Source organism: Blautia sp. OM07-19, assembly GCF_003481595.1.
In the GTDB taxonomy this organism is placed as follows: Bacteria; Bacillota; Clostridia; order Lachnospirales; family Lachnospiraceae; genus Blautia_A; species Blautia_A intestinihominis.
Map to the genome: position 1 here is coordinate 16,495 of NZ_QULA01000037.1, position 12,540 is coordinate 29,034.

Sequence of the window (12,540 nt, forward strand, 5' to 3'; positions counted from 1 at the left end):
TGATCTAATGGAAGAAATATATGATCTGGCGATTCTGGGTGCAGGACCGGCAGGAATCTGCGCAGCGATCTATGCGACAAGAGGCAAGCTGAATACTCTGTGGCTTGAGAAGAAATTTGTGCAGGGCGGACAGATCGTGGATACTTATGAGGTGGACAACTATCCAGGACTTCCGGGAATCACAGGACTGGATCTCGGAGAGACCATGGTAAAACATGCAGAAAAGCTTGGAATCAAACCGAAGAGAGAGCCAGTGCTTTCCATCGAAGAGGAAAACGGGCTTAAAGTGATCCGCACAAAGAAGAACAGATATATGGCGAAAGCGGTGATCCTTGCATGTGGTGCGGCACACCGCCAGCTTGGGATTCCGGGGGAAGAAGAACTCAGTGGAATGGGCGTGTCCTACTGCGCGACCTGTGATGGAGCTTTTTTCCAGGATGGAACAGTTGCTGTAGTCGGAGGAGGAAATGTGGCAGTAGAGGATGCGATCCTTCTTTCCAGAACATGTAAGAAAGTTTATCTTGTTCACAGAAGGGATGAACTTCGCGCCGACAAGGTGCTTCAGGACAAGCTGTTTAAGTGTGCAAATGTGGAAATGGTCTGGGATAGCGTACCGACGGTTATCGAGGGAACTGACAAGGTAGAAGATATCAAAGTCCACAATGTCAAAACAGATGAGGGAAAAACGATCGCAGTTGATGGAGTTTTTATCGCTGTTGGAATTCTTCCGAATACAGAGAAATTCAAAGGGCTGGTTGATCTGGATGAGAGCGGTTATATCATCGCAGGAGAGGACGGTGTGACAAGTACACCGGGAATCTTTGCAGCAGGTGATATCCGTACCAAAAATCTTCGCCAGGTTGTGACAGCAGTGGCTGACGGGGCAAATGCAGTCGCCTCCGTGCAACGCTACCTGATAGAAAAATAAGCAGAAAATATGTAAAAAAGGCAGTTCTAGTGGATGGCTGGAGCTGCTTTTTTATTGCATGTCAAGACGTAAAATTTGCCTCGCTGCTACGGTAAATTGACAGGTGCGGGCGATTGTGATACCATAGGGCAGTATTTTGGCAAAAAATGGCAGTTTTTTATAAAGGAGAATTTGATGAAAAAAAGAATAACAGTGATGTTATTATGTGCATGCATGAGCGTTTCTGCATATACCGGTGTTCAGGCAGCGGACTTGAGTTCAGGAAGCTCAGACAGCGATGTTCAGATTGAAATGGAAGAAGTTGATGACAGCGAAGATGAGGCAGATTTCACAGATGCCGAGGACGGACTGTTCAGCGACGGAAGTGATGATACTCAGACTGGCGATATCAGCGCGATCGCAAACCAGATCGTAGCGCAGGCGCAGAGCCAGGCACAGGATTACCAGGAAAAGAAACAGGCATCCCGGAAAGTGATCGATGCCCGTGAAGTAGAGCGCAGAGCGCAGGAGATCAAGGAAGAGACCACAAGGATCCGCGAGGAAGCCCAGGAGGCAGCCAGAAAAAAAGCAGAGGAAGAAGCTCGCAAGGCAGAGCAGGCGCGTGTGGAACACAGAGAAAATATTGCACAGTTCGCCGTTCAGTTTGTAGGAAATCCATACGTCTACGGTGGTACAAGTCTGACAAACGGTGCTGACTGCTCCGGATTTGTAATGTCAGTCTTTAAAGAGTTTGGATATGACCTTCCGCGAGTGGCAGCAGCTCAGTATGAAGCATCCCAGAAAAAAGATATCAGCCAGATGGAGACAGGCGACCTGGTATTCTACGGAGCAGGTGGGATCAACCACGTTGCTCTCTATATCGGCGATGGTAAAGTTGTCCACGCGCTGAACTCCAATAAAGGAATCGTGATCACAGATTACAATTACGATACACCGGTTGGAGTCGGAACCTACGTGAAATAAAATATACGAAAAACTATCAAAGATAAGGCCCCGGAACGCAAGGTTCTGCGGGCTTTTTTGGTATAAAAAAAGCTGAGCCAGGGGAAAATATCTGCATGTATATTTTTATAACAAAAAACTGTGTGACAGTAATTTTGTCGAAGAAAATCGGACAAAATCGACCATCTGGCAAATTGCACAAAACTTGTCGGAAAATGTGGATAATGTCGATTTAGGTGCAAAAGTTATCCACATTTCAGAATGGTTGATTTTACTGGAAAATTGAGTTATACACAAAGTTATCCACATTATCCACAAAAATTGGATGTGGAATACCAGATTTACATAAAATGAAAAGAAACAAATGTTTTGGTCAATAATAATGAAAATAAAAAAATGGCGAAAAAGATAATAAATCCTATTGACATTTTCATAGTGCAAATATTAAAAAGTTTTTCAGCCAAAAGAGTTATTTTAAGGTTTCAAACAATAATTATCTGATAATTTTGCAAATAAATACAGCCCACCCGCATATTTGCGGTGTGGGCTGTATCCTATCTCCCGGAGGAGTTCTGTTTCATTCGTTTGATAACCTTCAACCTCGTAAATTCCTCACGTTCCTTTTCCTCAAGTGCATTCTGGATATCCTTAGTAAGTGCCTCATACTTAGGAATCGTGATGTTCTTGAGTGCATTGGCACGTTTCTGTGTCTTCTTGATATTGGCAGCCAGACGGATCGCGGCGTTTTCGATGCCGGATAACTGGATGGAAAGCTCTTTTACCTTTTCAAAAGCGGCCTTGGCTTCATCCAGTGACATTCTGGTGCTGTAATAAGCGTAGGTTGGTGTATTTGTCGTCTGCTTGTCATATTCCACAAGCGGGATCTCTGTACCCATAACGCTTCTGGTCTTGATGCGGATGGAGTTTTCCACAGGAACTGTGTACGAAACCTGTTCGACGAAGGCAATACCGAGTTCCATGTTGGCTTTCTGGAGTGCTGTATAGGCGGCACGGAAAGTTTCATCGATCTGGGACTGGATGTCCTTTGCCTGGTCGATCAGCTCCATCATTTCACGGATCAGAATGTTACGCTTCTTGTCCATCAGCTCAAATCCCTGGCGAGAGAGAGCGAGAGAGTTTTTTGCAAGGATGAGGTTTCCCTTGGTGGGGAAGGTATTAGGATCCATAAAATGTCACCTCCCCTCAGCGAACAGTTTCTTTGTAATACTTGTTCAGGATCTTGGTGTCGATACGGTCAAGTTCGTCCTTCGGAAGCAGTCCGAGAAGTTCCCAGCCTTTGTCCAGGGTTTCGGTGATGCTTCGGTTTTCGGTTTCAGACTGACCGACAAACTCTGCCTCAAAAGCTTTTCCAAATACCAGATAACGCTTATCCAGAGGAGAAAGCTCATCTTCACCGATAACAGAGGCAAGTGCTCTGGCATCTCCAACCTTTGCGTAGCAGGAGAAAAGCTGGTTTGCAACGTCCTGATGATCCTCTCTTGTAAAGCCCTCACCGATACCGTCCTTCATCAGACGGGAGAGGGAAGGAAGTACATTGATCGGCGGATAGATTGCCTGACCGTGAAGCTGGCGGTCCAGAACGATCTGGCCCTCGGTGATGTAACCGGTAAGGTCAGGGATCGGATGTGTGATATCATCGTTCGGCATGGTCAGGATCGGGATCTGTGTAACAGAACCTTTGCCGCCCTGCACGATACCTGCACGCTCATAAAGAGTAGCAAGTTCACTGTAAAGATAGCCCGGATAACCTTTACGGGAAGGAATCTCACCCTTGGAGGAAGAAACCTCACGCATTGCCTCGCAGAAAGAAGTGATATCTGTCAGGATAACAAGGATGTGCATGCCTTTTTCAAAAGCAAGATATTCTGCGGCGGTCAGTGCGATCTTCGGAGTCAGAAGTCGTTCTACGACCGGATCATTGGCAAGGTTCAGAAACATAACTACGTGGTCAGATGCGCCGCTCTCTTCGAAAGTACGGCGGAAAAATTCAGCGACATCGTATTTAACACCCATTGCAGCAAACACGATTGCAAAGTCCTCATCGGAGTCATCACCCAGAGAAGCCTGCTGTACGATCTGTGCGGCAAGCTTGTCATGCGGGAGACCGTTTCCGGAAAAGATCGGAAGTTTCTGTCCACGGATCAGGGTGGTCAAACCATCGATCGCGGAGATTCCGGTGTTGATATAGTTTCGCGGATATTCACGTTTTACAGGGTTCAGAGGAAGTCCGTTGATATTAAGGCTTACCTCCGGAGTGATCTCGCCCAGACCGTCGATCGGCTGTCCGATACCATTGAAGGTACGTCCGAGGATCTCCTCGGAAAGACCGATCTCCATCGGATGCCCTGTAAGGCGTGTGTGTGTATTGCTCAAGGACATGTTGTCTGTTCCCTCAAAAACCTGGATAACAGCTTTGTCCTCATAGATTTCTACGATACGACCGATCTTCTGTGTTCCGTCATCCATGTGAAATTCTACGATCTCTTCATAGGATGCGTTTTTTACCCCTTCCAGAACTACCAGAGGGCCGTTTATCTCGCTTAATCCCAGATATTCGATTGCCATAAATAAGTCCCTCCTGTCAGCCGTTTTTCTCTAATACTTTGTTGTAGAATGTGTCGATGTCCTGTCTGTATTGTTCAAATTTGTCCAGCTTATTGTTCGGAACATCGTATTTGATCGAAATGATACGTTCAAAAATATTGTCCTCTTTTAATACGGAAACAGGCATACCTCTGTTGATGAGTGCCTTGGATTTCTCATACAGATAAAGGATCGTTTCCATCATCTGGAACTGTTTTTCCATTGGAACGCAGGTATCTTCCTGATGGAAAGCGTTCTGCTGGAGGAATCCCAGACGGATGACTCTTGCAATCTCAAGTGTCAGTTTCTGGTCATCCGGGAGGACGTCACTACCGATCAGTTTGACGATCTCCATAAGAGAACTTTCCTGGTTGAGAATCGCCATGAGCTGGTTGCGGTCTGCGACAAATTTCGGGGAAACGTGAGTCCTGTACCACGGAGTCAGGTCTTCCAGATATTCACTGTAACTGGTCAGCCAGTGGATTGCCGGGAAATGTCTCGCGTAGGCAAGAGATTTGTCAAGTCCCCAGAAACAGCGAACGAAACGTTTGGTGTTCTGTGTGACCGGTTCGGAGAAATCACCGCCCTGTGGAGAAACAGCACCGATAATAGAAACAGAACCTTCTGTTCCGTTGAGATTCTGCATCATGCCGGCTCTCTCATAAAAGGCGGAAAGCTTGGAAGCAAGATAAGCAGGGAAACCTTCCTCAGCAGGCATTTCTTCCAAACGGCCGGATAACTCTCGAAGAGCTTCTGCCCAACGGGAAGTGGAGTCTGCCATGATCGCTACATCATAACCCATGTCGCGGTAATATTCAGCCAGGGTGACACCAGTGTAGATAGATGCTTCACGGGCTGCTACAGGCATGTTGGAAGTGTTGGCAATCAGAGTGGTACGGTCCATCATCAGGTTTCCGGATTTCGGGTCGATCAGTTTGCTGAAGTCTTCGAGAACCTGGGTCATTTCGTTTCCACGCTCTCCGCATCCGATGTAGATGATGATATCCGCATCGGACCATTTGGCGATCTGATGCTGTGTCATGGTCTTTCCTGTACCGAAACCACCCGGGACGGCAGCAGTACCGCCCTTGGCGATAGGGAAAAGTGTATCAAGAATACGCTGACCGGTGACAAGCGGAACACTTGCCGGATAGCGAAGCTGTGTCGGCCTTGGGATACGGATCGGCCATTTCTGGGCGAGTGCCAGATCTCTGGTTGTTCCATCGTCCAGCTGGACAGTTACGATTGGTTCCAGGATCGTGTAATCGCCATCCGGAACAGCACGGACAACAGTTCCACCCGGGACATCCGGAGGAACCATGGATTTGTGAAGGATAGAAGCAGTTTCCTGTGTTTCTGCAATGATCGAGCCAGGCTGGACGATATCGCCCTCCTTTACGGTCATATGGACGGGCCATTTCTTCTGGGTGTCGAGAGAGTCTACGCTGACACCACGGGAGATATATTTGCCGGAAGATTTTGCAATCTCTTCCAGTGGACGCTGGATACCGTCAAAAATATTGTGGATGATACCAGGTCCGAGAAGAACAGAGATGGCATCGCCGGTGCCGGTAACAGTCTCGCCCGGACGGAGACCGGTGGTCTCCTCAAAAACCTGAACGGTGGTCATGCCCTTTTTGAGTCCGATGACTTCGCCTACCAGGTTGTCTTTGCCGACATAGACCATCTCGGAGATCTTGAAGCCGGGATCGCCTTTCAGATAGATGACGGGACCGTTGACACCGTAAATAATACCTGTTTTATTCATGATTCAGTCCTCCGTCAAATTTGAATTCTTTGCGCATTGCTGCCAGATTTGTGGCAAAGGAGTTATCGATCAGGATGTTTTTGCCCGGAATCTCCGCGCGGATCCCTCCGAGAAAATCTTCGGAAGAAACGAGGAGTGTACAGCCTGTCTTTGCACTGAGTGCATCTGCAAGTTCTTTGTCCCCGGCAGAAAGATAGATCTGGATCTCGTCATCTTCTGCGAAATCTTTTGCTTCTTTGATGCGGCGGCAGAGATAATCGCTGTATTCCGGGGTGGAAGTAAACCTGAGGGCTTTGTCTCTGACTTCAGCAAAAAGTGATTCTTTGAGTTCACTCTGTCTGAGAGACCAGTCTCTCTTGAGGGTGATCTGTTCAGCAGAAAGTGCCTTGTTTATTTCTCTTCGTACATGTTCGGCCTCAGCTTTGACTTCAGCTTCGGCAGTCTGTGTTCTGGATTGTTTATGTTCCTCCAGGACCTGCTCAAGATATGCCTTGTGGTCCTGGATGGCTTTGGCGGCATCTTCACGGGCCTCATCCAGGGAGACCTCGTAAAAGTGCTGCAGCTTTTCATCTATTGTCATTACATTTCACCTGCCTATAGTTTCAATCCGATTGCTTCATTTACATATGAAGTGATAAAGTCCGGCTTGCGGCCGGTGCCGTGTCTGTCAGGGATTTCGATGATCAGCGGCGTTTTGTGATGGAGCCGGACTTCATCGATGATCTCAGGAAATTCCCGGCCGAATTTCTCGGTAAGGAGAATGATCCCAATTTCTTTGTCAGAAACTGCATATTCCAGAGATTCCTTCAGTTCACTTCGTTCATGGACAACGACGCCCTCCACACCTGCCAGACGCATTCCGGTGTAGGTATCGACGTTATCGCTGATAAGATACATTTTCATAGAAACCGCCTCTTAGATCAGAGTTTACCAAGGATCATAAAGGAAATGATCAGTCCGTAAAGTGCGATACCTTCTGCCATAGCTACGAAGATAATGGATTTACCAAATAGGGAACCATCTTCGCTCAGGGCACCGAGAGCTGCGCTTGCAGAGCTTGCAACGGCGATACCGGAACCAAGACCGGAGATACCTGTAACGAGAGCTGCACCAAGGTAGCCAAGACCTGTAGCGAGTCCGTCAGCAGAAGAGGAAGCAGCCTGTACGCTTGCTGTTCCTGCGAAACTTACGATGGTTGCTACGAGAAGCACGCCGAAGAAAAGGAAGCAGTTGGCGATCAGAGATTTTTTGTAGCGTTTTTTGCTCTTTTCTCCGAGGAAAAAGCAGCCAAAAGGTACGATAATGCTGAGTGTCAGTGCGATTGCGGTTACGATTTGAATGATCATGTTCATGGTGATATCCTCCTGATATAAAATAAAATCTGTTATTTTACTGAGCTGTTTTGCTGTTTTTTTTCATAAAAGGCTGGAACTCGCGTCCGTTTCCTGCATAGAAACGACTGAAGATCTCATAATATTCCAGACGTAAAACCTGAATACCAACGATCAGTCCCTCCATGGCACATACGAAGATGTTGCCGAGGATAACGACGATCCAATTGGGACTTCCTCCCTCTGTGGCTCCGGCGAGCATCAGGACAACCTCCATCATGGCGGCGTGGCTGACGGCAAAAGCACCGATACGCAGGAAGGAAAGTGTGTTGGAAAGGTAACTCAGCAGAACTTCAAATAATTCAAAGAAGCTCTGGACAAAGAACATACCTTTCTGTTCCGGAAAGATCTGTGATTTTTTCTCTACCAGGTTGGTGAGAGGCTCTTTGAGGAACATCAGGATCAGCGGAACTGCAAACATTACAGTCAGGACTGCGGCTGCCGGAAGTTTTTTGCCGGAGATGAACAGTCCGACGGTCAGTACGATAGATCCATAAAATACAAGTCCGGCTACGGCATTGCTGTCGAACCAGGTTCTCTCGACATCTTTGTTCCGTATGGAATTGATGATGTTAAATACCATACAGATCAGAATGATAAACATTCCGAAACCGATCGCAATCACGAATACGGCATTCAGACGTCCTACAAGCGGCACATCCATCATGGCATTCATAGGTTTGAGCCACCGTGCCTTGAGAACATCTTCGAATCCAAAGAAGCTTCCGTACATAAAACCGAAGAAAACGGAGAAAACACCGGCACAGCCGATGATGCCTGCGAGATCCATCTTTTTGGTTTTGTAGAGGAACAGTCCGCCGAGGAACAGGACCAGTCCCTGTCCGACATCTCCGAACATGGCTCCGAAGATAAAGGAGTAAGTGATCGCCACAAACCAGGTCGGGTCCATTTCGTTGTAAGCCGGAAGACCGTACATCTTGACATACATTTCAAATGGTTTAAAAAGTTTCGGGTTTCGAAGCTTGGTCGGCGGTTTTTTCTTCGCCGGTGCCTGCTGATCTTCCATGAGACAGAAGATCTTGTCATCATCCTGGATGTCCTTCTGGAATGCGAGGGCATCTTTTTCGGTCATCCAGCCGCAGAGGATGTAGAATGTGTTCGCTTCACCCTGTGTGCAGGCTGCAAGTTTACGGATATCGAAATTTCTTGAGCAGGCTTCCAGGGCTGCCTTGGCAGAAACAATCTTGTCGGCGTAGCTTGTGAGGAAATGCTGATATTCTGCCTTGTTTGCATCTAATCCTGCGTGGATATCGCGGTGGCGTTTGTCGAGTTTCTCGAAAGCCTGTCTGGCGGTACCCTGGTATTCATCCGGAACGAAGATACGTTCAAAATGCATGGAAGAATAAACAGCATGTACCTTATGAGCTTCGTGTTCAGGGACAAAATAAACGCCGTAGACGTACTGGTCATCTTCTCCGCATTTGATGAATAAGGTGTCCAGATTGTCATAAATGTATTTCTCAAATTTCTGCAGATATTGTTTCTCGATACGTCCGAACCGATAATGGATATATTTGAAGTTCAGGATTGTTGAGATATCGTAATCCAGATCTTTGAAAGGCCGGATGATCTTGAGTGATTCTACCATTCCGGCATGTTCTTCCTGAAGTTTCTGTTTCTGCTCCTCCAGGATATTGGCATGTTTCTGGATCCTGTCGACAGTGGCGAGAGCAGTTTCAACATCCATCTGTTCGGAAGTGGCTCTCTCGGATTCATCGAGCTGTTCGTAGAAACTGTCAATGATCGTTAATGCTTCCCGATAGGGGTTGATCTCCAGAAAAGGCGACAGGTTGGCGACATCCGTGAGCTCTGCGAGAGCACTTTCCAGATGGATCTCGTACCTGGAAAGGTAGGTCTTGGTCAGTCTGTCAATATCCGCCTTTGGCCCGGTGATGCTTAAAAATTTCATTTTTTCAATCAAAGTAAAATACCTCCGGGATTTTAGTTGTTACGAATATACCGTATTGCTTCTTCCGCCGGGATACCATAACGGACACACTCGATGGCAATGGTCAGGCGGTTTACTTCGTGTTCTTTGTGATACAGGTAGGAGTACAGGACTGCCACAGAATAAGGATCCTTGCGTGCTTCTTTTTCCAGAGTGGTGCGAAGCATGTAGTTATAGAATTCTTCGATATTCTGGGCGGAAATATGACTGTATTTCCTGCCGTAGTAGGTCTTGCGGAAAATAGACTGGGTTTCTTCATAGGATGCGGCTTCCACAAGAGAAGAGATTTCTTCTTTTTTGAGTTTGTAATTCATTGGGATCAGCAGCGCGTAAATGTCAGCCGGTGCCATATTGAAATAACGCTTGGAGCGGAAGATAAACTGAAGGTTCAGCATATCGAATTTCTCTCCATAAGCTTTGGTGATCTCTGCGAGATCATTTCCGGAAAAAAGTTTCTTACGCACATGCCAGATCAGGGAAAAATAATAAAGGTCGAGAGCCATTCCATAATCAAACAGAAGTGCATTTTCGCGATTCTGGATTCTGGAGAGCGGACCATAGAATTCATTTCCCTTCAGAGCATTGATAAATTCCTCCATATTGGTGCAGGCGACCAGTCGGTCAATATCCAGCCGGGAATGTCTGCGAAAAAACTCCCGATAAGGAGAAACATCGACGGGATCCGTGTCGCGGTGATCAAACAGATTGGTCATGATCTCCTTCAGCACGCGGATCTCATAGCGTCTGGAATACAGATCCAGAAACCTGCGCTGTTCCGGGTTGGAAAACTGATATATTTTTGAAAAATTGTGAAAGATAGAAGCTTTCAACAGTTTCTCAAGCTGTCCTCGATGGGTAGAAGCCTCATCCAGGGAAGCCCAGACTTTGGAATATTCCGGTGTCCGTTTGAGATAGGCTGTTACCTGAGGGATACTGGAAAGCTCCAGGATCTCACGGATCTGTTCCTCGTTTATCAGCTTGCTCTGCATGGCGCGGATCTTGGTGGAGATTCCGCTGTAGGAAAGGAGATTTCCCATATTGCATCACTCCTTTCAGCATTCAAGGAGCCTGTGGAATAAATCTTCCGAGAGCTGCTGGTGGTTTTGTCTGTAATAAGCATCCAGATCGTTAAGAGTCTTCTCTGTTTTTTGTCGGAGAAGTGTAAGTTCCTGGTCTTTCTGCTCTTCAAGACTGTTGCGAAGTTCCTGTATTTTTTTGTTGGTTTCCTGCTCCAGAGCTGCATCGAAATCCCTGCATTGCTGTTCCATTTCTGAGGAAAGAGCTGCTTTCGTCCGGTCCGCATCTTCCATGATACGTCGGGCAGTCGTTTCTATTTCAGATAACTTGTTAAGTATCTGCTCCATTTTTTACCCTCCTTTGACCTGGTTTTATTGGAACTTGACCATATAATACACCTTTTACGTGTGAATTTCTAGTATATATTGCATAAAAAGTGGTCGAATTCTTTATATTAAATATACAAAATACAAAATAAACAATAATTACGAATAATACTTGTTCCAAATATAAAAAACATGTATGATAGAAAGAAACAGGATAAGAAAAATGGAGAATATTATAGATTATGAGATTAAGAAATATACCAGGCGCGAAGGACGCCATTACAGGAAGTAACTATGTAGTGCAGGAACCGGCATCACACAAGGGCAAATGGGCACAGGTGTTCCCGAAAGACCAGCCGCTTCATATTGAAGTTGGTATGGGAAAAGGCCGCTTCCTTATGGATATGGCGAAGCTTCATCCGGAGATCAATTATGTAGGGATCGAGATGTATGACAGTGTGCTTCTCCGTGCACTCCAGAAGAGAGAGAGACTGGAGGGAGAAGGAGAGAAGCTTACAAATCTGATGTTTATGTGCATCGATGCAAGATTGCTCCCGGAAATCTTTGAGAAGGGTGAAGTGCAGAAGATTTATCTGAATTTCTCCGATCCGTGGCCGAAGGCACGTCATGCGAAGCGCAGACTGACATCCCGTGAATTCCTCGCGCGTTATGAGCAGATCCTGGCAGATGACGGAGTGGTGGAATTTAAGACAGATAATAAGGGATTATTTGAGTTTTCTCTGGAGGAAGTCGAGGCGGCAGGATGGAAGCTCCTGGCACATACCTTTGACCTTCATAATCAGGCAGAGATGATGGAAGGTAATGTGATGACGGAGTATGAGGAGAAGTTTTCTTCTATGGGAAATCCTATTTGCAAATTGATCGCGAAGCAGGGCGCACATACGAAATAGAAAGAGCATATTATATAGGAAGAATCTTCGCAGCGTGGCTGATGCCGGCTGCGGGGTACAACTTCCGGAGGATATGCCATGCCAGCCAGAAAAGGAAACAACCGCGTTCAGACAAAGCTCGCCCAGTTTACCTACGACCACAGGCAATTGAATGATCGCATGTCAAAAATCAGGAAAAACGCCACAGAATTAGGCAAATTCCTTGACTCCATGCCGCCGAAAAAAGGCGGAAAACAGGAAAAATAAAATTTTTTTAAAAAATTATAAAAATTTCCTTGACTTTTGGTATAGAGTTGCATATAATAATTCTTGCGTTGAGAACACAGACGCACAACTAAATAAGGAATGCGCTTTTAGCTCAGTTGGTAGAGCACCTGACTCTTAATCAGGGTGTCCAGGGTTCGAGCCCCTGAAGGCGCACTAAGAACACTGTTTTTGCAGACGTAGGAGCTGCGGGGACGGTGTTTTTCTTTGGTGATAAAAAACTCAGTGTTTATGCGGGTTTGCGGGATCTTAATCATTTTGTTATATGCCTCAAAAAAACTTTCTAACATCTTTTTTACATCTTCTAAAGCAAATCTTAATTTGAATACAATGTATTCAAGATATCTTTAAAGCATTTTCCATATGGGCAGCTGCTACACAGCTTGAATGTGATATATCTTGCTGAGTGAACTACTTTTG

At 46.2% G+C, this 12,540-nt stretch carries 13 protein-coding genes and 1 tRNA gene; 5 read left to right on the forward strand and 9 right to left on the reverse strand.

Features of this window, described 5'->3' with window-relative positions:
- Positions 1–7 precede the first annotated feature (7 nt).
- Complete coding sequence (gene trxB, locus DXC01_RS17270) at positions 8–928, forward strand: thioredoxin-disulfide reductase (RefSeq protein WP_118699456.1); 921 nt, start codon at positions 8–10, stop codon at positions 926–928.
- Between the two features lie 174 nt (positions 929–1,102).
- Entirely contained in the window at positions 1,103–1,891 is a 789-nt protein-coding gene (locus DXC01_RS17275; RefSeq protein WP_022215079.1) for a C40 family peptidase, read from the forward strand.
- A gap of 533 nt (positions 1,892–2,424) precedes the next feature.
- On the opposite strand, the gene DXC01_RS17280 is transcribed toward DXC01_RS17275, so the two are convergent.
- From DXC01_RS17280 to DXC01_RS17320, 9 genes are read right to left on the reverse strand one after another with little or no spacing between them, the layout of a single operon-like run.
- Complete coding sequence (locus DXC01_RS17280; protein ID WP_118699457.1) at positions 2,425–3,057, reverse strand: V-type ATP synthase subunit D; 633 nt, start codon at positions 3,055–3,057, stop codon at positions 2,425–2,427.
- A 16-nt stretch (positions 3,058–3,073) separates the two neighbouring features.
- Positions 3,074–4,456, reverse strand: coding sequence for a V-type ATP synthase subunit B (locus tag DXC01_RS17285; protein WP_118252312.1), 1,383 nt, complete (start codon positions 4,454–4,456; stop codon positions 3,074–3,076).
- A 16-nt stretch (positions 4,457–4,472) separates the two neighbouring features.
- A complete protein-coding gene (locus tag DXC01_RS17290; RefSeq protein WP_118699458.1) occupies positions 4,473–6,242 on the reverse strand; it encodes a V-type ATP synthase subunit A in 1,770 nt (589 codons plus the stop codon).
- A complete protein-coding gene (locus DXC01_RS17295) occupies positions 6,235–6,822 on the reverse strand; it encodes a V-type ATP synthase subunit E (protein WP_118699459.1) in 588 nt (195 codons plus the stop codon). The genes DXC01_RS17290 and DXC01_RS17295 overlap by 8 nt, the downstream gene beginning before the upstream one ends.
- A gap of 14 nt (positions 6,823–6,836) precedes the next feature.
- Positions 6,837–7,145 carry a V-type ATP synthase subunit F gene (locus DXC01_RS17300; protein ID WP_022215074.1) on the reverse strand — a complete coding sequence of 103 codons (309 nt, stop codon included), beginning with the start codon at positions 7,143–7,145 and terminating at the stop codon, positions 6,837–6,839.
- 17 nt (positions 7,146–7,162) lie between these two features.
- On the reverse strand, positions 7,163–7,594 hold the full coding sequence (locus tag DXC01_RS17305; RefSeq protein ID WP_022215073.1) for an ATP synthase subunit C: 432 nt from the start codon (positions 7,592–7,594) through the stop codon (positions 7,163–7,165).
- A 37-nt stretch (positions 7,595–7,631) separates the two neighbouring features.
- Positions 7,632–9,575, reverse strand: a complete 1,944-nt coding sequence (locus DXC01_RS17310) for a V-type ATP synthase subunit I (protein WP_118252310.1) — start codon at positions 9,573–9,575, stop codon at positions 7,632–7,634.
- Between the two features lie 20 nt (positions 9,576–9,595).
- Positions 9,596–10,639: a V0D/AC39 family V-type ATPase subunit gene (locus DXC01_RS17315; RefSeq protein ID WP_118699460.1), complete on the reverse strand. Its 1,044-nt coding sequence runs from the start codon at positions 10,637–10,639 to the stop codon at positions 9,596–9,598.
- Between the two features lie 15 nt (positions 10,640–10,654).
- A complete protein-coding gene (locus DXC01_RS17320; RefSeq protein ID WP_022215070.1) occupies positions 10,655–10,966 on the reverse strand; it encodes a hypothetical protein in 312 nt (103 codons plus the stop codon).
- Positions 10,967–11,187: 221 nt separating this feature from the next.
- On the opposite strand from DXC01_RS17320, the gene trmB reads away from it, so the two are divergent.
- From trmB to DXC01_RS17330, 3 genes are all read left to right on the forward strand, one after another.
- Positions 11,188–11,856 carry a tRNA (guanosine(46)-N7)-methyltransferase TrmB gene (trmB, locus tag DXC01_RS17325; protein ID WP_118699461.1) on the forward strand — a complete coding sequence of 223 codons (669 nt, stop codon included), beginning with the start codon at positions 11,188–11,190 and terminating at the stop codon, positions 11,854–11,856.
- Positions 11,857–11,934: 78 nt separating this feature from the next.
- Complete coding sequence (locus DXC01_RS20200) at positions 11,935–12,102, forward strand: hypothetical protein (protein WP_158565294.1); 168 nt, start codon at positions 11,935–11,937, stop codon at positions 12,100–12,102.
- A 101-nt stretch (positions 12,103–12,203) separates the two neighbouring features.
- A tRNA-Lys gene (locus DXC01_RS17330) sits at positions 12,204–12,276 on the forward strand.
- Positions 12,277–12,540 lie beyond the last annotated feature (264 nt).